Annotated in this window: 18 protein-coding genes; 5 read left to right on the top strand and 13 right to left on the bottom strand. The window is 65.0% G+C overall.

The window, feature by feature from the left end; all coding sequences use genetic code 11:
- Positions 1–41: 41 nt before the first annotated feature.
- The 3 genes from IF690_RS11385 to IF690_RS11375 all read right to left on the bottom strand — a co-directional run bounded on the left by IF690_RS11385 (position 42) and on the right by IF690_RS11375 (position 3,156).
- Entirely contained in the window at positions 42–440 is a 399-nt protein-coding gene (locus IF690_RS11385; RefSeq protein ID WP_202700107.1) for a carboxymuconolactone decarboxylase family protein, read from the bottom strand.
- A 253-nt stretch (positions 441–693) separates the two neighbouring features.
- Positions 694–1,938, bottom strand: coding sequence for a M20/M25/M40 family metallo-hydrolase (locus tag IF690_RS11380; RefSeq protein WP_202700106.1), 1,245 nt, complete (start codon positions 1,936–1,938; stop codon positions 694–696).
- Positions 1,939–2,031: 93 nt separating this feature from the next.
- Entirely contained in the window at positions 2,032–3,156 is a 1,125-nt protein-coding gene (locus IF690_RS11375; protein WP_202700105.1) for a diguanylate cyclase, read from the bottom strand.
- A 262-nt stretch (positions 3,157–3,418) separates the two neighbouring features.
- Between IF690_RS11375 and hglS the strand changes: the two genes are divergently transcribed.
- From hglS to IF690_RS11360, 3 genes are all read left to right on the top strand, one after another.
- Entirely contained in the window at positions 3,419–4,813 is a 1,395-nt protein-coding gene (hglS, locus tag IF690_RS11370) for a 2-oxoadipate dioxygenase/decarboxylase HglS (RefSeq protein ID WP_202700104.1), read from the top strand.
- 237 nt (positions 4,814–5,050) lie between these two features.
- Complete coding sequence (locus IF690_RS11365) at positions 5,051–5,344, top strand: type II toxin-antitoxin system RelE/ParE family toxin (protein ID WP_202700103.1); 294 nt, start codon at positions 5,051–5,053, stop codon at positions 5,342–5,344.
- Between the two features lies 1 nt (position 5,345).
- On the top strand, positions 5,346–5,636 hold the full coding sequence (locus IF690_RS11360; RefSeq protein WP_202700102.1) for an addiction module antidote protein: 291 nt from the start codon (positions 5,346–5,348) through the stop codon (positions 5,634–5,636).
- A gap of 399 nt (positions 5,637–6,035) precedes the next feature.
- Here IF690_RS11360 and IF690_RS11355 read toward each other — a convergent pair whose 3' ends face one another.
- From IF690_RS11355 to IF690_RS11315, 9 genes are all read right to left on the bottom strand, one after another.
- Positions 6,036–6,623 (bottom strand): hypothetical protein, encoded by a 588-nt coding sequence (locus tag IF690_RS11355; RefSeq protein WP_202700101.1) that lies wholly within the window; start codon positions 6,621–6,623, stop codon positions 6,036–6,038.
- A gap of 118 nt (positions 6,624–6,741) precedes the next feature.
- Positions 6,742–8,124, bottom strand: coding sequence for an efflux transporter outer membrane subunit (locus tag IF690_RS11350; protein ID WP_202700100.1), 1,383 nt, complete (start codon positions 8,122–8,124; stop codon positions 6,742–6,744).
- The gene (locus tag IF690_RS11345; RefSeq protein WP_202700099.1) at positions 8,117–11,299 is read right to left on the bottom strand and encodes an efflux RND transporter permease subunit; all 3,183 of its coding nucleotides are present in this window, start codon (positions 11,297–11,299) and stop codon (positions 8,117–8,119) included. The genes IF690_RS11350 and IF690_RS11345 overlap by 8 nt, the downstream gene beginning before the upstream one ends.
- Entirely contained in the window at positions 11,296–12,465 is a 1,170-nt protein-coding gene (locus IF690_RS11340; RefSeq protein WP_023968684.1) for an efflux RND transporter periplasmic adaptor subunit, read from the bottom strand. The genes IF690_RS11345 and IF690_RS11340 overlap by 4 nt, the downstream gene beginning before the upstream one ends.
- Before the next feature lie 122 nt (positions 12,466–12,587).
- Positions 12,588–12,725 carry a hypothetical protein gene (locus tag IF690_RS11335; RefSeq protein WP_202700098.1) on the bottom strand — a complete coding sequence of 46 codons (138 nt, stop codon included), beginning with the start codon at positions 12,723–12,725 and terminating at the stop codon, positions 12,588–12,590.
- Between the two features lie 203 nt (positions 12,726–12,928).
- Positions 12,929–14,017 (bottom strand): lipocalin-like domain-containing protein, encoded by a 1,089-nt coding sequence (locus tag IF690_RS11330; RefSeq protein ID WP_202700097.1) that lies wholly within the window; start codon positions 14,015–14,017, stop codon positions 12,929–12,931.
- The gene (locus tag IF690_RS11325) at positions 14,007–16,523 is read right to left on the bottom strand and encodes an ABC transporter permease (protein WP_252189545.1); all 2,517 of its coding nucleotides are present in this window, start codon (positions 16,521–16,523) and stop codon (positions 14,007–14,009) included. The genes IF690_RS11330 and IF690_RS11325 overlap by 11 nt, the downstream gene beginning before the upstream one ends.
- Positions 16,489–17,157, bottom strand: coding sequence for an ABC transporter ATP-binding protein (locus IF690_RS11320; protein WP_202700096.1), 669 nt, complete (start codon positions 17,155–17,157; stop codon positions 16,489–16,491). Before IF690_RS11320 ends, IF690_RS11325 begins: the two co-directional genes overlap by 35 nt.
- Positions 17,158–17,367: 210 nt before the next feature.
- Entirely contained in the window at positions 17,368–17,865 is a 498-nt protein-coding gene (locus IF690_RS11315) for a MarR family winged helix-turn-helix transcriptional regulator (RefSeq protein WP_202700095.1), read from the bottom strand.
- Positions 17,866–18,065: 200 nt separating this feature from the next.
- On the opposite strand from IF690_RS11315, the gene arsQ reads away from it, so the two are divergent.
- A complete protein-coding gene (arsQ, locus tag IF690_RS11310; protein WP_202700094.1) occupies positions 18,066–19,271 on the top strand; it encodes an arsinothricin export permease ArsQ in 1,206 nt (401 codons plus the stop codon).
- Positions 19,272–19,364: 93 nt separating this feature from the next.
- Here the strand turns inward: arsQ and IF690_RS11305 are convergent, their stop codons facing one another.
- Complete coding sequence (locus IF690_RS11305) at positions 19,365–20,018, bottom strand: peroxiredoxin (RefSeq protein ID WP_202700093.1); 654 nt, start codon at positions 20,016–20,018, stop codon at positions 19,365–19,367.
- Positions 20,019–20,368: 350 nt separating this feature from the next.
- On the opposite strand from IF690_RS11305, the gene IF690_RS11300 reads away from it, so the two are divergent.
- Positions 20,369–20,917: a YniB family protein gene (locus IF690_RS11300; RefSeq protein WP_202700092.1), complete on the top strand. Its 549-nt coding sequence runs from the start codon at positions 20,369–20,371 to the stop codon at positions 20,915–20,917.
- Positions 20,918–21,092: the final 175 nt, after the last annotated feature.

Genomic DNA, 21,092 nt, shown 5'->3' with positions numbered 1-21,092 from the left:
TACGAGCAGCGCCGAAGGCCGCATCCCTGCGGGTCACAGGCTCATTCAAGCTTGAACCCATCGTCCAGCGGCACCCGGTAGCCGTTGGCCAGGCGATTGGTTTCGTTGGCCATGCCGACCACCGCCTGCAACTCGCCGAACATCGCCTCCGTCATTCCCGCCTTGCGCGCCGCGGCGGTGTGCGAAGCGATGCAATACGGGCAGTTGTTGGTGACGCTAACCGCCACGTAGATCAGTTCCTTGGTCAACGGATCGAGCGCTCCCGGCGCCATGATCTCCTTGAGGCTGTCCCAGGTACGCCGCAGGGTCGGCGGATGGGCCGCCAGGCATTTCCAGAAGTTGTTCACCTGGTCGACCTGACGGGTACGCATGATGTCATCGAACACCGCGCGCACTTCAGGGCTGGCGTCAAAGTATTCGGTGAGGTGGTTGCTGTTCATTGAAGGCTCCGCTGTGGGGACGAAGCTTTCGAGTATAGGCAGAGGGATCGGGGGCGCCTGTAGCCACCCCTGTAGCCGCTGCCGAGCCTGCGAGGCTGCGATAGGACCGCAGGTCCTCCAGCGGTCTTGAGATCCTTGCGCCTGCTGCGCAGTCGATCGCAGCCTCGCAGGCTCGGCAGCGGCTACACGGCTACAGGGCTACAGGGCTACAGGGTCCGGCCATGCAGAAAATGCAGTGCGTCTGTTCCTGCAATCAGCGCTTGGCCGACAGCTCCATGATCATCCGCGCCAGCAGGTAGATGCGCGGCGCCACGCTCTCGACCTCGGCGTATTCCTCGGCGGTGTGGATATTGCCGCCGACGATACCGAAGCCATCCAGGGTCGGCGTGCCGACGCCGGCCGACAGGCTGGAGTCCGCCGCCCCGCCGCTGCCCTCGATGGTCAGCTTGCGCCCCAGCTCGCCGTAGATGCCCTGGGCCATGGCCACCAGCGCATCGGACTGCGCGGTCTGCGGCATCGGCGGCAGACCACGCTGCAAGGTGGTCTTGACGTCGGTGTCGGCGATCAGCTTGTTGGCCGAGACCCGCGCCAGGTCCTTCTCGATGCGGTCGAACTCCTCCGGCACCGCCGCCCGCACATCCGCCTTGGCGGTGGCCTGGTCGGGAATCACATTGGTCCGGTCGCCGGCCTTGAGCACGGTGAAGTTGATCGTGGTTTTCTTCGCTTCATCCCCCAGCTTGCCCAGTTGCAGGATCTGGTGCGCCGCTTCCATCGCCGCGTTGCGTCCCAGCTCCGGCGCGACGCCGGCGTGGGCGGCCTTGCCCTTGACCTCCACCAGCGCCGTGGCGCTGCCCTTGCGCCACACCACCAGGCCATCGGCCGGGCGCCCCGGCTCCAGGTTCAAGGTCACATCGTGGGCCTTGGCGGTTTTCTTGATCAGCTCGGTGGCGATCCCGGAGCCGGTTTCCTCGCTGGCGTCGAGCAGGAAGGTGATCTGCGCGTAGTCCTTGAACTTGAGGTTATCCAGGACCTTCAGCGCATAGATCCCGGCGACGATGCCGCCCTTGTCGTCCATCACCCCGGGGCCGTAGGCGCGACCGTCCTGGATGCGGAACGGCCGCTCGGCCGCGGTGCCTTCCTTGAACACCGTGTCCATGTGCGCCATCAGCAGGATCCTGGCCTGGCCGGTGCCCTTGAGCGTGGCCAGCACATGGCTGCCGCCGGCGCTGCCGTTGGGGACTTTTTCGATGCTGGCGCCAAGTTGCTTCAGCTCGGCGATGGCGATGTCGCTCACCTGGTCCAGCCCCGCCTCGTAGCCGGAGCCCGAGTCGATGTTCACCAGGCGCTCCAGCAGTTTCAGGGCATCGCCCTGGTATTGCTGCGCCTCGTTCTGTACTTGGGGGTGGGGGGCGGCGCTGGCGTGGGGGGCCAGCAGGCCAAGGGCGAGGGTCAGGCCGATACGGGCGGCCAGCAATGAGCGAGGAGAAGTCTGCGTCATGAATCGGTCCTTGTTTCGTGTCGGAAGGTGCCCGCCCACCCTACCTGACAAGTTCGCCCCCCTCCATGCTGGCGCAGTGCTCTGTGAACGGCCTCACAAGGAGTTCAGCAGGCGCTTTGGCGAGCGGTCGTCGCGGCGACAGCTGACCTTGTTGCGGCCGGTGGTTTTCGCTTCGTACAAGGCCTGGTCGGCATCGTTCAACCAGTCCAGGGCATCGCTATGCTCCGAGGAGTAGGCGGCCAGGCCGATGCTCAGGCTGACCCGCAGGGTCGGGCTCTGCTCATAGCCCAATCCGCCGAAACGGCAACGCAAGGCTTCCATCAGTTCGGCGGCATGCTCCAGCGGCACACCCGGCAGGATCACGCAGAACTCGTCGCCGCCGTAACGCCCGGCCTGGTCGCTGATCCGCAGGTTCTGCTTGAGCAGCTTGCTCAGCTGGCGCAACACGATGTCGCCGGCGACATGGCCGTAGGTGTCGTTGATGGCCTTGAAATGGTCGATGTCGATCAGCGCGATGGCGCCGCCCTGGTTCTGGATCGAGGCCTGGCGCCGACAACGCTGGAACTCGATTTCCAGCTGGTCCTTCCAGGCCCCGTGATTGAGCAGGCCCGACAGGCTGTCGGTGCGGCTCAGGGCCAGCAATTCGCGCTTGTGCCGGGACAGGACGTTGGCCTGCTGGTAGCAGATAAACCCCAGGGCCAGCGGATAGAGGGTCAGCATCGGCAGGCAGGCATAGAGTTGCAGCGCACTGCTCTGGGCCACGAAGCCAACGCCGAACAGCAGCAGCCCGGCAGCGATCCCCAGCGCTTGCGCCAGGCAACCGGCAAGGAAAAAGGGCACGCCGCCCAGGGCGATATTGTTCATCGCCATCAGCGACAGGGTGGTGGTGGTCGGCAGCGGGTTGAAGTGCATGGCCGCCACCCAGAACCCGCCGAGGAAGGCATCCATCAACAGGTTGCGATGTTCGCCGCGAAACGGCACTGGCGAGCGGCGCGCCCACTGGTACGCCAGGTGCGGCCAGATGAAGGCATTGAACAACATGAACGCCCAGACCCAGGGCGGCGGGTGCAGCGGGTACATACCCGCTGCTACGCAGAAGAATCCCAGGGCCAGCCCCAGAATTCGCGTTTTGTACAGCCTCCTGGCCAGTGAAAGTCCCTTTCCTCCGTTGTGCGGCGTCAAGGCCAAGTCGCCTCCGTTGAACGGTACGCAAGCCATGGGATGCGGTCGTGTTCAGAAGTCTATCAGCGTAACGTCAAATAGCCATCACCGCTCAGCCCCTGAAACCGCTGCGGGTCGCCTGGTCGCGAGGGCCCATGCCCGCCCACTGGAAACCGGGCAGCCACCCTGCCCGCCTGCATTCATTTGCAGAATGAAGTCCGGAAGAAACTTCGTTTGTCAGCCCACCCCGCGCCGCCCAGAATCAGGCCCAGCCAACACCGCTACCCTCTTTGTCTCACTACGCCGGGAATCCTTGTTTATGAGCCTGCAGAGCTTCGTCAGCCCAGACCTGATCCGCCAACGTTTTTCACGGGCGATGTCGGACATGTACCGCGAGGAAGTGCCGCTGTACGGCGCCCTGATGGAACTGGTGGCCCAGGTCAACGCCGGGGTCCTGGGCCGCGACGAGAGGATCGCCCGCCAGCTGCGCAGCACCGGCGAAATCCAGCGCCTGGACCTGGAACGCCACGGCGCTATTCGCGTCGGCACCGCCACGGAGCTGGCGACCCTGGGCCGGCTGTTCGCGGTGATGGGCATGCAGCCGGTGGGTTACTACGACCTCACCCCGGCCGGGGTGCCGGTGCATTCCACGGCCTTTCGCGCGGTGCATGAAAGCGCCCTGCAGGTCAGCCCGTTCCGGGTCTTCACCTCGCTGCTGCGCCTGGAGCTGATCGACAACCCGCAGTTGCGTAGCTTCGCCGAATCGGTGCTGGCGCGCCGGAGCATTTTCACCCCGCGCGCCCTGGCCCTGATCGAGCAGGCCGAAACCCAGGGTGGCCTCGATGACGGCGCCGCCGAGGAATTCGTCGAGCAGGCCCTGGAAACCTTCCGCTGGCACCACAGCGCCACGGTCACGGCCGGGCAATACCGGCAACTGAGCGCCCAGCACCGGCTGATCGCCGACGTGGTGGCGTTCAAGGGGCCGCACATCAACCACCTGACGCCGCGCACCCTGGACATCGACCAGGTGCAAGCGCTGATGCCCGCCCACGGCATCACGCCCAAGGCGGTGATCGAGGGCCCGCCGCGCCGGGAATGCCCGATCCTGCTGCGCCAGACCAGCTTCAAGGCACTGGAAGAGCCCGTGGCCTTCACCGACCAGCCCGACGGCCGCGGCAGCCACAGCGCGCGCTTCGGCGAGATCGAACAGCGCGGCGCCGCCCTCACCCCCAAAGGCCGGGCGCTGTACGACCAGCTGTTGAACGCCGCCCGTGACGCCCTCGGGGACTTCCCCAACGAAGCCAACGCCCAGCGCTACAACACACTGATGGCCGAGCACTTCCGCGCCTTTCCCGATAACCACCAGGCCATGCGCGAACAGGGCCTGGCGTACTTCCGCTACTTCGTCAGCGACCAGGGCCTGGCCGCGCGCCAGCAGGCGGACCGGCCGACGAGCCTGGAGGCGCTGATCCGCGCCGGGCATGTACGGGCCGAGCCGCTGGTGTACGAGGACTTCCTGCCGGTCAGCGCCGCCGGGATCTTCCAGTCCAACCTCGGCGACGATGCGCAAAGCCACTACGCCGGCCACTCCAACCGCCAGGCTTTCGAGCGGGCCCTGGGGCGCCGGACCATCGATGAGTTACAGCTGTATGCCGACACCCAGCAGCGCTCGCTCCAGGAATGCGCCACGGCGCTGGGCCTGCCGGCGCTCTGATTTTGCGTCCCACAGCATCAGCCAGAACGGCTGATGCTGGCCCTTTCCAGCAGCCACCGCAGGGCAATGGCTACAGGGTGTTTCGCCAGCCCTGATCGACAACATGCCGATACGAAACAGCCCGCCTCGCCCACTCCCCTCCTGCTTACCTTCCCATGACGCCTTCAGGTGCACCGTCAGTCGCCTGGGGGTCGTTACCCCCCCTTCTTATTTTGTCTCTACATGGATACAGTTCTCATGGATTACGAGATCCTGCAGACGACCGTCTTTGCCCGATGGCACATCACACTACGGGACCTGCGCGCCAGGATCGCCATCGCTCGGCGTATCGAGCGGGCTTCGGCGGGCAACCTGGGCGATGTGAAAAACCTCGGTGGCGGTCTCTCGCAAAAGCGCGTGAACACAGGCGCCGGCTACCGCCTCTATTTCACGGTTCGCGGCAATACCCTCATCGTCCTGCTGCTGGGTGGCGACAAGTCCAGCCAGCCTGCCGATATCTGCCAGGCCCGTTCCCTGGCCAAGGAGTTCTGATATGTCCGACACACTGGTTCCCTTCGACATCGCCGCCCTGCTCGACAGCGACCAGGCGATCAGCGAATACCTGTCCCAGATCCTGGCCGATGGCGATACCGACGAACTGATCCGCGCCCTGGGCCACGTCGCCAGGGCCCGGGGCATGACGCAGATTGCCAAGACCAGCGGCCAGGGCCGGGCCAGCCTCTACAAGGCCTTCGCCCCGGGTGCCAAGCCGCGTTTCGATACCGTGGTCAAGATCATGCGCGCTCTGGGCCTGCAGCTGTGCACCACCGTGTCCCGAGGCTGAAGCTGGCCAAGGCGACAGGCAATGCAGCAGGCGGCTGTGTCGCCTTGGCGTCTTGCTGGAGGGGGCGCCGAAAGCTCTTGGCAACCGCTGGCAACAAGCGTCGAACCTGTGCGGGTTGCATGAGCGGCGTTACAGAAGTCGTGGGGCGGGAACCCCGGAGAGGGTGTTCGCCCAGTGCTCTGGCCTGGCAATCCATGCACCGGTAAAGAGCCCTTGCACCGGGCGAACGAGAACTATTTTAATCGAACGACTAAAGAAAGTCCGTGCACATATTCTGAAGAATTCTGAACACAAAGCTGGCGGAAAATTTTTCATTCCGCTCACTTTCGTTCAACTTCCCGCGTGGACCTCCCGAAATCCGGCGCACCGGCCGCCACAACGACCGGCGCCCGGTCTCGGTCAACCTTCGTGCTGTGTAGTGACTTGCAACACATCGGTGTAGGTCACCACCACGCTCTGGCCGACCTTGAGGTCTTTCAGCCGGGCCTGGACTTCCGGTTTCTCCACGTCCAGGACCTTCTTGTTGCCCGCCGGCCCCTGGAAGGTCAGCTGGTTGTTCTTCAGGTCGATGTCGGTGATCTTCAGTTGCACCCGTACCTGGCGATAGGCTTCACCGCCCGGGTTGGGGTTGTCCTTGGTGGCGCGAATCACCCCGGCGCGTCCAGCGGCATTCGGCAGGCCTTTTTCCACATCGGTGTCCAGTACCGCCACCACTGCGTGGGTGACCCGCACATTGACCTGATCGCCCACCTTCAAATTGCCCAGGTCCTTGGCCTGGTCGCTCAGTTGCACGTGCACCGGTTGGCCCTCGGCGCCTTCCAGCACCACGCGATGATTGACGGCATCCACGGAGAGCACCTTGGTCACCCGTTCATCGGCCTCCACGGTACCGGCCAACGGAATCTCGGCGGCATGGGCATGCAGGCTGGCAGCGGACAACAGAGTGGCCAAGGCAACGGCTTTGGCCAGGGAGTGAAGCGGCTTCATAGAAGTTCATCCTTGTAATTGAAGACAAGCCCCGCGCCTTTCAGGTGCGCGGTGCCGCTTGAGCATAGACGCTGCAAATGCCCACGCCGCCGCGCACCACCGACTCGTTGCCCCCCGTTCAACCACCGAGCGCCCGCACCAGCACGGCCTGGTTCTGCAACTGCGCGGTCTTGATCCGCGACAGCGCGCTCTGCGCCGTCAGCTCGACCCGCTGGGCCTGCAGCACATCGAGAAACGGCGCCTCGCCGGCGGCCCAGGAACGCTGGATCTGCTGCGCCGCCGAACTGGCCTGCGCCGCGGCGCTGGCCAGATGCTGCTGGCTTTCGGCATTGCGCCGGGCCGCGGCGAGGGCCGACTCGACTTCCGCCACCGCGCCGAGCACGGTACGGCGATAACCGAGCAAGGCCTGGCGCCCCTCGGCGTCGCGCAACTCCACCACCGCGCGCCGGCGCCCGCCGTCCAGCAGCGGCACGCTGGCATTGATACCGGCCAGCCAGAAGGTCGAGCTGGCCAGGTTCGCGGCACTGACACCGTCGACCAGCGAGCCCAGGGCTGCCGACAGGCTCAGGCGCGGCAGCAGGTCGGCCTTGGCCACCCCGACCCGCGCGTAGGCAGCGACCAGCCGGGCCTCGGCGGCGCGGATGTCGGGGCGCCGACGCAGCAGGTCGGCCGGTGTGCCGGCATCCACCAGATCCACCTCGCTCAGTTGCGCCGGGCTGGCGGCGAACTGCTGGTACAGCGTCTCGCTCGGCTGCGCCAGCAACACCGCCAGGCGGTGCAGCGAACGCTGCCACTCCAGTTGCAGGGCCGGCACCTGGGCCGCGGTGGATTCCGACTGGGAACGGGCCCGCAGCAGATCGGCCTGCGGGCTGCTGCCCGCCGCATACAGTTGCTCGGTCAGTTGCAGGGTACGGCTCTGGCTCTCGGCGTTCTGCCGCACGATGCTCAGGCGCTCTTCCAGCCCCCGTGCCTGGGCATAGGCCTGCACCACCTCGGTGACCAGCGCCACCTTGACCCCACGCGCTTCTTCCGCGCTGGCCTGCAGGTCGGCATCGGCGGCCCGCACGCCTTCGCGAATCCGCCCGAACAGGTCGATCTCCCAGGAGGCGTCGAGCCCCAGGCTCAGCGGCTCGGTAATCAAGGGCTCGCTGAAACCGGCCTGGTCCGCCGAAATCCGTTGCCGGGCGGCACCGGCCCCCAGGTTCAGCTCGGGGCTCGCGCCGGCGGCCGCGACACCGCGCAAGGCACGACTGGCATCGATTCGCGCCAGGGCGATCTGCAGGTCGAGGTTTTCCTCCAGCGCCCGCGCCACCAGGCGGTCGAGCAAGGGGTCGTGGTACAGCGTCCACCATTGCTCGGCAATGCCCGCCGCCGGTATGTGCGGCGCATTGACGAAACGCCCGGCGGGCGCCTCGACAGCCGGTGGCAAGGTCGGCGCGGCGCAGGCCGCAAGCAGCGCCGCGGTAAAGGCCAGGGCGGGAAAACGCAGCAGGTTATTCATGGACCACTCCCGAAACAGAGACGCTGGATGGGGCCTGCAACCGCCGCTCGCCCCCGGCGAGACGGCGGATCAGGACATAGAAGATCGGGGTGAACAGCAGGCCGAACAGGGTCACGCCGATCATGCCGAAGAACACCGCCGAACCGACCGCCTGGCGCATTTCCGAACCGGCGCCCTCGGACAGCACCAGCGGCAGCACACCGAGGATGAAGGCCAGGGAGGTCATGAGGATCGGGCGCAGGCGCAGGCGACACGCCTCCACCACGGCCTCGACGATGCCCTGCCCGTCCTGCTCCTGCTGCCGCGCCACCTCGACGATCAGGATGGCGTTTTTCGCCGCCAGCCCCACCAACACGATGAAACCGATCTGGGTCAGGATGTTGATATCCAGGCCCATCAGGCGCACGCCACCGGCGGCGGCCAGCAGACACATGGGCACGATCAGCAGGATCGCCAGCGGCAGGCTCCAGCTGCCGTACTGCGCGGCCAGCACCAGGTAGACGAAGATCACACAGAGCGGGAATACCAGCAGGCCCATGTTGCCGGCGGTGGTCTGCTGGTAGCTCAGGTCGGTCCACTGGTAGGTGATGCCCGGTGGCAGGGTCTGCTCGGCCAGGCGCTCCATGGTTTGCAGGGCGAAATCGGAGCCCAGCCCGGGCAAGGTGTCGCCGTTGATTTCCGCGGTCGGGAACAGGTTGTAGCGTGGGAAACGCTCGACCCCCAGCGACTCGTGCAACCGCGTGACGCTAGCGATCGGCACCATGTCGCCGGCCTCGTTGCGTACCTTGACCCGCGCCAGGTCCTCTGGCGTGACCCGGTACGGCAAGTCCGCCTGGGCCGTCACCCGATAGGTGCGGCCCACCAGATTGAAATCGTTGATGTAGGTCGAGCCGAAATAGGTCTCGATGGCCTGGTTGATCTGGCTGCTGGGCACCCCGAGCATCTCGGCGCGCTCACGGTCCAGCTCGACGAACACCTGCGGCGTGCGGGCCGAGAACGGCGAGTAGACACCGGTCATGCCCTGGGTCGCATTGGCCGCGGCGATCAGTTGCTCGGTGGCCTTGGCCAGGGCCTGGCTGCCCAGGCCGGCGCGGTCCTGCAGGCGCATGGAGAAACCGCCAGTGCTGCCCAGGCCCTGGACCGGAGGCGGCATGGCGACAATCACCGACGCACCGCTGACCACCTTCAGGCGCTCGCGCAGGTCGGCGGCGATCTTGTCCGAGGTCAGGCCGCGCAGCTTGCGCTTGGACCAGGGCTCGAACACCGGCGCCAGGCCGGACGAGTTGGAAGAACTGGTGCCGGTGACCATGGAGAACCCGGAGAACGTCGGTACCCGGTCGACACCCGGCACTTGCAGGGCGATGGCTTCGATCTGCCGGGAAATCTCGTTGGTGCGCTCCAGCGCAGCGCCTTCCGGCAGTTGCACGATCACCACCAGGTAACCGCGGTCCTGGGCCGGAATGAAGCCCTTGGGCGTGGACACCAGCAGGTAAGCCGTGGCCGCGATCAATACCGCGTAGATCGCCAGCATCAATGGAGTGCGCGCCACCAGGCCCCGCACGCTGCCGGCATAGCCCGCCGAAAGCTTGAGGAAGCCGCGGTTGAAGCCCTCCGCTGCGCGCTTGAGCAGGCCGGCCACGCCGCGCCGTGGCGCCTGATGCGCCTTGGGGTCGTGGCGTCGCAGGATCATCGCCGCCAGCGCCGGCGACAGGGTCACCGAGTTGAACAGCGAGATCGCCGTGGCCACCGCGATGGTGATGCCGAACTGACGGAAGAACTCGCCGGAGATCCCCGGAATGAACGCCGTGGGAATGAACACCGCACAGAGCACCAGGGTGATCGCCACCAGCGCGCCGCCAATTTCCTGCATGGTGATCAGCGTGGCCTGCAACGGGCTCTTGCCCTCGGCCAGATGGCGCTCGACGTTTTCCACCACGACGATGGCGTTGTCGACCACGATGCCCACCGCCAGCACCAGGCCGAACAGGGTCAGGTTGTTGATCGAGTAACCGAGCATGGCCATCACCGCGAAGGTCCCCACCAGCGACACCGGAATCGCCAGGATCGGGATGATCGACGGCCGCCAGCCTTGCAGGAATACCAGGATCACCAGCACCACCAGGATCACCGCCTCGTAGATGGTCTTGCCCAGCTCGCCGATGCTGTCGGCGATGAACGCGGTGGGGTTGTAGCCGATGCTGTATTCGATGCCTTCGGGGAATTCCTTGCTCAGGTCCTGCATCGTCTGCTCGACCACCTTCATGGTGGCCAGGGCATTGGCGCCGGGACGCTGCAGCACCTGCAAGCCGATGGCCGGGTGGCGCAGGTAATAGGTGTTGTTGACGTAGGCCAGGCCGGCGATTTCGGTGCGCGCCACATCCTTCAGGCGCACCAGGCGCCCGGCGCTGCCGGACTTGATGACGATGTTGTCGAAGTCCGCCGGCTCTTTCAGGCGGCCTTCGAAAATCAGGTTCGGCTGGAAGGCCTGGGACGCCACCGGCGGTTGCGCGATCACCCCGCCCGCCACCTGGGTGTTCTGCGCGCGCACCGCGGCAATGATGTCCGCCGGCGTCAGGTTGAAGGACGCCACGCGCTCCGGGTCGAGCCAGATGCGCATGGAGTATTCACGGGCGCCCAGCGGATTGATGTCGCCCACGCCGTCGATGCGCTTGAGGGTATCGGCGACGGTCCGGATGGCGAAGTTGGACACGTAGAGCTGGTCGTAGGTGCCCTTGGGCGAGGAAATGAAGATGGTCGACAGCTGGGTCGGCGACGACTTGCGCACCGACACGCCGCTGCGCTGCACCGGCTCCGGCAGGCGTGGCGTGGCCAGGGCCACGCGGTTCTGCACCAGCACCTGGGCCTTGTCGACATCGGTGCCGCTCTTGAACGTCACGGTCAGGTTGAGGCTGCCATCGGAGGTCGCCTGGCTGTACATGTAGAGCATGTCCTCGACGCCATTGACCTCCTGTTCGAGGGGGATCGCCAGGGTCTCGGCCACGGTCTGCGCCGACGCGCCCGGGTAGGTCGCCTGCACCACCACGGTGGGCGGCGCGATGTCCGGGTACTCGGACGTCGGCAGGACCAGGTAGGCCAGGCCGCCGACGATCATCAGCACGATGGACAGCACGATCGCCAGCACCGGCTGTTCGACGGAGATTTTCCCCAGGTTCATAGCGGCGCTCCTTCGCTGGCCGCGGCCTTCGGCGCCAGCGCCAGGGCCTGCTCGCTGGCGGTCGCGGTCTCGCCGACCCGCACCCGCTGGATGCCGTCGACGATTACCCGGTCCTCGGGCAGCAGGCCGCTGGCGACTTCGCGCAGGCCGTCATGCAGCTTGCCCAACTGCACCGGGCGCAGTTCCACCTGGTTCTGCGCATTGAGCACATAGACCACCTTGCGCGTGGCATCGACGCTGATCGCCGTGTCCGGCAGCAACAGCGCCTGATAGCTCGGGCGCCCGGAGAACTGCACACGCCCGAACTGCCCCGGGCTCAGGCGCAAATCCGGGTTGGCCACCCGGGCGCGCTGGCGCAGGGTGCCGGTGGACGGGTCGAGGCGGTTGTCGATGAAGTCCATGCGCCCGCTCAGGGTCGGCTCGCTCTGCCCCGGCAAGGCGATGCGCACCAGGTTCTGGCCCGCGGCGCCCTGCTCCTGGCGGTGGTACTTGAGGTAGCTCTGTTCATCGATATCGAAGTAGATGTCGATGGGGTCCAGGGAGACGATGGTGGTCAGCAGGGTCGCGTTGTTGTTACCGCCGTTGACCAGGTTGCCTTCGCTGATCAGCTTGCGGCTGATCCGCCCGCTCATGGGCGCGGTGATGCGCGTGAACTCCAGGTCGAGCCGGGCATTGCTCAAGGCGCCTTCGGCGCTCAGGACTTCGGCCTGGGCCGCCTGCCGCGCCTGCAAGCGCTGGTCATACAGGCTGCGGGCAATGGTCTTCGATTCGATCAGCACCTTGGCCCGGGCATATTCCTGCTCGGCCAGGGCCAGCTGCGAACGGACCTGGGCCAGCTTGCCCTGGGCCTGGACCACCGCAGCCTGGAAGGAGCGCGAATCGATGACGAACAGCAGGTCGCCCTTCTTGACGATGGCACCGTCGGTGAAGGCGACCTTTTCCAGGTAGCCGCTGACCCGCGAACGCACTTCCACCGAATCGGTGGCCTCGAAACGTCCGGTGAAGCTGTCCCAATCGATGATCTGCCGGCTCACCGGCTGGCTCACCGAAACCGTCGGCGGCGCGGGCGGGGCCAGTACCTGGTCCGGACCGCAGCCGGACAACGCCGACAGCAGCGCCAGGCCGACCGCGGACAACGCGGCGAACTTCAAGGGTTTGGACTTCATCGCGGATAATCCTGGTTTCATAACTTTCTCCGGGGTTGGCGAATAACTTTGCAACCCAGTTTTCAGCCACACAAAAGAGTCGACCGGCTACTTTCCAGCAGCGGCCGCTTGAACTTGAAACTTCAGTTTTGTGCCGAGCCCGCGCTCAGTGCGCGGTTTCTTTCGACAAAGGCGCCGGACTCCTCGGCCTGCACGCTGAGCACGGAAGACAAGGCCAGCAAGGCAAGGAACAAGGCTGCGGATTTTTTCAGGCTGAACATGACGGAGAACCTCAGTGATATTTAAGTTGAGCGAATTCTCCGTCTTTGAAAGAAAAGATAAATGCGGCGCTGGGGAAAAGAATATTGAGTCGAAGTCATGAATCGACACTTCATTAGTTCAACAGAACACCACTCACAGTTTGACGCGAGAGATAAATGAATATTGGGCAAATAACTAATGACCGGTACTCACGAATAGCTCGTTAATAACCGGTCATCTCCAGATAACCGCTGCCGCTATGGCTACCGCTCAGTTGCACCGGCCCTTCCCAATAAGGAATGCGCAGGTTCATCCAGGCCTTGGGGTTGAGTGCCTCGGCATGGATGTCCAGGCCGTGGCCGGGTATGCGCAGACGCCAGCGGGTGGGCAGCGTGCGCCCGGCCACCTTGGAGTCCGCCAGCGGGGTGAGCTGGATATCGTCCTTGTGCAGGGTCCGGGTGTGGCCGTTGGGCTCGATCCAGGTGCCGGTGATGTAGGGCGGCTTGTGGTTTTCCCGCACGCGAAACAGCATCAGCCGCTCGCCGCTGTCCAGGTGCAGGGAGAACCAGTCCCAACCGCTCTGCCCGGCCGCCAGGGGCTGGCTGCTCCATTCGCGGTCGAGCCAGGCCGGGCCGCTGACCTGATAGGTCTGGCCGTCGATCTGCAGGCTGCCCGAGGCCTGGAAAAACGGCTGGCTGTAGTAATAGGACGCCTGGCCCTGCTCGGACTTGCGGCTGTAGCCGCCCTCGCCCTGGAGCACCAGGGGCTTATCGCTGCGCAGCTGCAAGCGGTAGGCGAAACCCGGGCCGCTGGCCTGCAATTGCATGTGGGCCAGCGGGTCAGGATCGGCATCGGCGCCGGCGGACTGGCTGGTAAGACTCCAGTCGTCGATCCACGCCTGGAACGGCTGCAGCGTCACCCCGGCCTGCCCCACTCCGCCGCGGGCATACCGTTCGGCGGCGTGATGGCTGTTGGCCGAGGTGGCGGCGGCGTGACCGAGCCAGACATTGGGCGCCTGCCAGCCGGGCTGGTCGGGCTCGGCGCGCAAGGCGCTGCGAAACAGCGTCCACTGCACACCGAAGCGCTGGCCGTCGCTGGCCTTGAGGTCGGCGGTGAGGTACCACCATTCGATGCGAAAACCGTCATGCACGCCATGGTCGGCGGGGAAGCTGAACACCCGCCCCGGCACCACCTGGGTGAACGCCGCGGCGTCCTCGCCCAGGCCGGCGAAACCTTGCGCCGGCTCGGCGCCCTTATCGCAACCGCACAGGGCTGCCACCAGCAACAGGCCAAGCAGCCGTTCAATCTTCATGGGCGAACGTCCTGAGCAAATCCGCCGGCTGGCTGCGATACAAGCGCAGCAACGGCCAGGCCGACGCGAGCAAGGTGGCCAATACCGCCAGCGCCAGCAGCTGCACCAGTTGCAGCGGGAACACCCGCAACGGCAGGCGCCAGCCGAAGGCCTGGACGTTGATCACCGTGTCCAGGCACCAGGCCAGGGCGATGCCCAGCGGCAGCGCCAGGAGCAAGGTCAGCAGCGCCAGCAGCCAGGTCTGCCCGAGGTTGAGCAGCATCAACTGGCGCCGGCTCACCCCCAGCGCCCACAGCGGCGCGAGCTGGCCGAGGCGGCTCTGGCTCTGGGTCAGCAGGCTGATGAACAGCGCCACGCCGGCCACCCCCAGGGTCAGGCTGTTGAGCGCGGCGGTGGCGGCGAAGGTGCGTTCGAATACCTGGCTGGACCAGCCCTTGAGCTGCGCCTGCTCGACGATACGGCTGTCGTCGAGGCCAAAGCGCTGCTGCAAGGCGCTTACCAGCGGCGCCACGGCGGATGGCTCGATGCGCAGATTAAAGCGGTTGGGCGTCAGCTGCGGCCAGTGCGCCAGCAGGTGCTCGGCATTCACCAGCAGATGGCCCCTGGGGTTGCCGTAGTCGGCGTAGATCGCCACCACTTGCGGCGCCCACTGCCCCACGGGCACGGGAATCTCCAGCCGGTCGCCCAACCGCACCTTGAGCCGGCGCGCGGTCTGCTCGCTGAGCATCAGGCTGTCGGCGCTGGCCAGTTGGGTCCAGGGCTGCTCGCCCAGGGCTTCGAGCAAGGGCCAGTGCTGGCGGTAGTTAGGATGGTCGATCACCCCGTACAGGTCCGCCGGCCAGCCTTGCAGTTGCAGCGCCACCTGCCGGACGGGCAGCACCGCGGCAATGGCGTCCTGCTCCGGCAGCCAGCCTTGCAGCGCCTGTGCCTGCGCCGGGGTTTGCGGGTTGAGGTACAGCTCGGCGCTCAGGCGCTGGTCGAGCCAGTCGTCGAAGGTCTGGCGAAAGCCGGCGGTCATGCTGCCGGCGCCGATATTCGCCGCCAGCGCCAGCAGCAGCGCCATCAACGCCAGGCTCAGGGCCGGCAACTGCTGCCGGCAATCGGCGAGGAACCACTGCCCGAGCACCGAACGGCTGCGCCCGAGCAGCGCGCTGAGCAATGCATTGAGCAACACCGGCAGCCCCAGGGCCGCCCCCAGCAGCAGGCCGGCCATCAGGACAAAACCGCTGCCCAGGCTGTCGCCCCAGGTCCAGGCCGCGCCCGCCAGCGCCGCCAGGGCCGTCGCCACCCAGGCCTGACGCCGCAGCCAGCGCGCATACGCCTGGTGCCAGGCCTGGGGATCGGCCAGCGCCAGCAGCGGCAGGCGCGCCGCCCGCAGCAGACTGTTGGCCCCCGCCAGCAAGGCGCCGAGCAGGCTCAGGCCGATGCCGCCGAACCACCACCCGGGGCTCAGGCTCAACTGCCCCGCCACCTCGGCGCCATACAGGCCGCGCAGGCTGGCGGCGACATCCGGCAGCAGCACGCTGGCCAGCAGGTAACCACTGAGCACCCCGGCCAGGCCGCCGAGCAAGGCCAGGCCGCCCAGTTCGACACAAAGGCAGAGCATCAGCATCCGCGCGCTGACCCCGCAGGCGCGCAGCGTGCGCAACAGGCCGCGACGTTGTTCCAGGGCCAGGCCGATGGCCGCGTGCACGATAAACAGGCCGACCAGGAACGACAGGAAACCCAGGGCATCGAGGTTCAGGTGAAAGCTCTCGGTCAGGCGCGCCAGATCGTTTTCTTCACTGCCGCGCTTGAGCACCAGCAGGCCCTTGAACGCATCGGGCAAGGCCGGCGCGCTCGCAGCGAAATCCGCCGGCAACAGCAGCCGTGAGACCTGCTGCGGCAAGCCCAGCAGCGGCTGGGCAAAACCGATATCCACCAGCAGCAGCCCCGGCGCCATGTCCGCCTGGCTGTGCAGCGGCGGCAGTGACTGGCCGCTCGCGGTGGTCGGTCGGTCGCCTTCGCGATAGCCGAGGGCGGCCAGGGTCTGCGGGGCGATCCAGGTGCGGCCCGGCGGGCTGACGAATTCGACCATCCGCGCGGAGTCCAGCACTTGGCCGGCGACCGCCGAACCGGCCGGCAGCGACAGTGGCTCGATCCCCAGCAATTGCAGGCGCTGCTGTTCATGGCCCTTGAGCGTCAGCCGGCCTTGCACCACCGGCGACACCGGCCAGCCGGCCCGGCGCAGGCCGACGAACACCTCCTGGGAAAACGGCGCGCCGTTGGCCGTGGCCAGGCTGGCCTGGGGCGCGCCGCCGATCAACTGGCTGGCCTTGGCGTAACTGTCCCGCGCCTGACTGTTGAGCGCCTGCACCCCGGTCAACAGGCTGGTGGCCAGCCACAGCCCGGTCAGCACACTGAAGAACTGCACCGGGTGCCGCCGCCAATGGCTGAGCAGCGCCCGCAGGCTGTGCCAGAAAACCCGCACCTCAGGGCTCGCCCGCGCCGGCCAGGCGCCCGCCATGCAGCACCGCGATCCGCCCCAGGCGACTGGCCACGCGCGGGCTGTGGGTGACCATCAACAGGCTGGTGGGGGTATCGGCCAGCAGCTCCAGCAACAGTTGCAGCACATCGTCGCTGGTGGCTTCGTCGAGGCTGCCGGTGGGTTCGTCGGCCAGCAGCAGCCGCGGCTTGCCGGCCAGGGCACGGCCCAGGGCCACCCGCTGTTGCTGGCCGCCGGACAGTTGCTCCGGATAACGCCGCAACAGATCCCCCAGGCCCAGGCGCTCCACCAGTTGCGCCTGCCAGCGCCCATCGAAACGCCCGGCCAGCCGCGCCTGGAACCCCAGGTTGTCCTCCACCCGCAGGCTGCCGATCAGGTTGAATTGCTGGAACACCAGCCCGACTTCGGTCCGCCGCCAATTGGCCAGCTGGTTTTCGTTCATCCGCTCCAACTGCCGATCGCCAATGCGGATGCTGCCGCGATCGACCTTGTCCAGGCCGGCGATCAAATGCAGCAAGGTGCTCTTGCCACTGCCCGACTCGCCCATCAGCGCCAGGCTGGCGCCCTGCTCCAACTGCAGGTCGACCCCCTGCAACACCGTCAACGGGCCCTGGGGCGTGGCGTAGCTTTTGCAGACGGCTTGAACATCGAGCATGGGTGGGCTCTGGCAACGGAAGGAAGGCTCAAGGATAGCGCTTGTCAGGGCATGAGGGTTTGCGGCGCACCACCCAGGGTTCGACCTGCGTCCGGACAACCCGGCAAGGGCTCAATGAACTCATATCTGGCTGCTATGTGGTTCTTGTACAGACGCTCCTGATACACCCGCTTTGTCTGCAGCACCCACTCATCGGTATCAGCCCTCCCCTCAGCAGCATTTGAGGGACTGATACTCGTCATTTTCGGGCACCTTCAGGCCGCAACGCTGCTCGGTGGCATTGGCAAAGCGACGCAGCAGTTCGATGGCACCGTTGCGCGCCTCTGTCGAGAGGTCGCTCGAAAGATGACGAGCCTCTCCCACTAGATCCGATCGAATCCTTTCATACACGGCCAAGCCTTCTGGCGTTGCGCTGATCGCCACCGCCCGGCCATCGGTCACGTCCTGGATACGGCGCACCAACCCCTGCTTGCCCAGCGAGTCGACCAGCCGGCTCGCATTGCTCTTGTCGAGGAAAAGCTCACTGGCCAGAGACTGCACACGAACGGGCCCGGACTTGATCACATGCTCAAGCGCATAGCATTGGGTGACGGAGAGGCCTTCGCAGCAACTGCGGTCCCGGTCACGGAACTGGTAGACCCGGACCAGGTGACTGAGTGCCTCATAAAGCGCCTCTGCATCCTGGTCGATCTGGTCAATTTTTGGCATAGCGGACGACTCGAAATTTCGGGAACTCAGGCAGATAGCACCTTAGCAGGCATAGCGACAATCATTTTGGATATAAGCATGTCACAAAATTGTTTCTTGACTTTAGTTGCGAGTCGCAACGTATTTTGCCACTGTAGGTTCCCGAAAAGGCCATGAGGCCGCTCAGTTACATGCTCCGGTAACGCTAGGGGGGTGCAGGGATGTTGACGCAAGTGCTCAGGATTAAAGCGGGCCCCTGGTTACGAAGCCTATGGAATAGCGCTTCCATTCCTCTGCCGGTCGCCATGCTGCTAGGTGCGATTTTGCTCCCCCTGCTCGGAGGCGCAAGCAGTAGCAGCGTCTTTGAAACGCTCAGCAAAGGCTTCGGCAATAACCTTGGCTATTTCGCCATCGTCATTCTGTGTGCGTTCTTCATTGCAGGCTGGATAGCAGCGCGAGGCAGCGCCTCGTTTGGCAAATTTGGCGTATCGCTTTCACCCTTGCTGGGCGCCGGGATGGTGTGTCCCGACACGGCCTACGCCTCTCTGGCCCCGATTGCCGGGAACCACAAGAAGTACATCGCAATCGGGTGCTATTCGGGATTCAAGCTGCTCATGCCTGCCGGCCCGCTGATCATCGGCATCGGATTAGGGGCGAACCCCCATGACCCGAGATTCCTCTATCTGGGGCTGCTGCTCACCGTTGTTACCTGGATAACCGGGTCGGTCTGGACCCATTGGACAACCCGGGCGGACTTCCCAGGGGCCAATCGTGCAACCGTTGCGGCTATGCCTCAGGACTCGGTTGCCAAAGTGATCATGCCCCTGGCGGTATTCTTCGTACTCCTGATCGCGGGATATGCGATACCGAAGAACCAGCATCCGGCTATCGAGTTCTTTACGACGCCGGCCGGTGCACTGATCGCTACCTCGCTGCTGATTGCGTTGAACAGCAAGCCTGGCGAGGTCCAGGATCTTCTGTCCAAGGCCATGCGCAGGACCAGCTCGCTGCTATTCACCATCGGCTGTGCCTCTGCATTGGGCCTGGCCCTGGGCAAGGTGCTTCCAAAGGAACTGCTTGAACACCCGCTCGCCACGTCAGGCAGCTCCACGCATATTCTCGTTGGGGTGTTCGTGTTGGCTGCCATTTTCAAAACATTGAATGGCTCCTCGCTTGCAACTTTTGCTGCAATTCCACCTGTTCTAACTCCCCTCTTGGCATCCAGTGGAGTGGACTTGATGAGCATTACCTTTGCAGTTTGCCTCGGGTCTTTCATCGCCATTCTCCCCAACGACAGTTACTACTGGTTGGTCAAGTCAGACGCTTTTCCTGAATACCCCACGGGAAGATACATGCGCCTGATTACAGCGGGTTCAGCCCTGCAAGCATTGGCGGGCCTCGCCGCCCTGTTGCTGGTATCGCCTTAACTTCGAATCCAACTTCGAACTCTTGCAACACCCACAGTGGCGGCGCGTCGTTCCCGCAGGCTTGCTCCCTGAGCAAGCCTTTGTCGGCGCTCGTTACTTCGGTTGCTGCACGGTACGCAGATAGGGCTTCAACGTCTTGAAGCCTTGCGGGTACTTCTTCCTGGCGTCTTCGTCGGAGACCGAGGTGGGAATGATCACGTCATCGCCCGGGCGCCAGTTCACCGGGGTGGCGACGGTGTGCTTGGCGTTCAGTTGCAGGGAATCGAGCAGGCGCAGCACTTCATCGAAGTTGCGCCCGGCGCTCATCGGGTAGACCAGCATGGCCTTGACCTTCTTGTCCGGGCCGATGATGAACACCGAACGCACGGTGGCGTTGTCCACGGCGGTGCGCGCGCCGCCACTGGCATTGGGGTGGATCATGTCGTAGAGCTCGGCCACCACCAGGTTTTCGTCGCCGATCATCGGGTAGTTGACCGCATACCCCTGGGTTTCCTGGATGTCGCCGACCCAGGCCTTATGGTCGCTGACCGGGTCGATACTGAGCCCGACGATCTTGGTGTTGCGCTTGTCGAACTCCGGCTTGAGCCTGGCCATGTAACCGAGCTCGGTGGTGCACACCGGGGTGAAGTCCTTGGGGTGGGAGAACAGGATCGCCCACTGATCGCCGATCCACTCGTGGAAGTGCAGCGGACCTTCGGTCGTGTCGGCAGTGAAATCGGGTGCTTCGTCGCCAATGCGGATTGCCATGGTTGGTCTCCTTGCAGTGAGCTGTGAGGGGGCTGACGGCTGTTGCGACGGCGTTCGGATACGGCGTGAACCGGTCGGCGCGAATCAGTATAGGAGACACATCCGGCCAGGCGAGCGCCGACCAAAAAGCCCGGCAGTCTCGCACTGCCGGGCTTTGCTCTCAGGTCCGCCTTCAGAAGCGGTAGTTGGCACTCAGCTCCAGGGGGCGAGGCGCCGGTAACGCTCGTCGCAGACGTGCCGGCTGAAACCTTCGAGGTCCAAAGGCACCCCATGAATCAGCGCCGCCCCTATCGACCAGCGGCGACGGGCTATAGTATTTCGCCCCTTTTCTTCATCGCAGGACGCGAAAGATGAATTACACCCAGGCCCAACTGAAATACCGGCTGTCCATCGCCGCAGGCGCATTGCTGTTCACCGGCGCCTTGATCTCCACCGTGTTTTCCACCCTGAAAATGCTCAACTGGCGCATGAACAGCTACAGCGACGCCGCGGTGCTGCTCAACCGCCAGATCAAGGACTTTGTGTTCATGGTCCACAACAACACCCAGCCCCTGGAGTGGTTCTGGGACAACAGCCCGACCCCCGACTTCATCCACCTGAGCAACCCGCCCCACTGGAAATTCCTGGTGATCTACCTGCTGATCTTCGTCGGCGCGGCCCTGTTCACCTGGGGCCGGACCCTGATGCGCAAAGTCGAAGAAGTCGAACCGCTGATCCAGGCCCGGCTCAAGGCCGCAGCAGCAGAAGGCGTCGCGGTCATGACGTTGCAGCAACTGGAGGAGTCGACTCCGGTGGACGCCGTGCCTTCGTTTTTTTCGCAGGTTCGACTGCTTTGTGTGCTGCCGTTGGGGATAGCCGTGGTTTATCTGGGTGTGCTGTGGATGTTGCACATTTTGTGAGGCCGGTGGTGGGGAACTGAGGGCTCTGTGGTCGGTGACTTTGCCAAATCAAGGATCTTTCAGAGCACTTCTAATGTATGAAGTCGACAGGAGAGCAAAACCACAAAGTGATCCACATGCTGCAATTATCAGCAGCAAACTGCCAGAAACAGTCACTTCATCCCTCCTGAACTTT

Source organism: Pseudomonas sp. SK3(2021) (assembly GCF_016772375.1).
Taxonomy (GTDB): Bacteria; Pseudomonadota; Gammaproteobacteria; order Pseudomonadales; family Pseudomonadaceae; genus Aquipseudomonas; species Aquipseudomonas chlororaphis_I.
The sequence above is the reverse complement of the archived record's forward strand: the minus strand, read 5'-3'. Positions and strand labels throughout refer to the sequence as shown.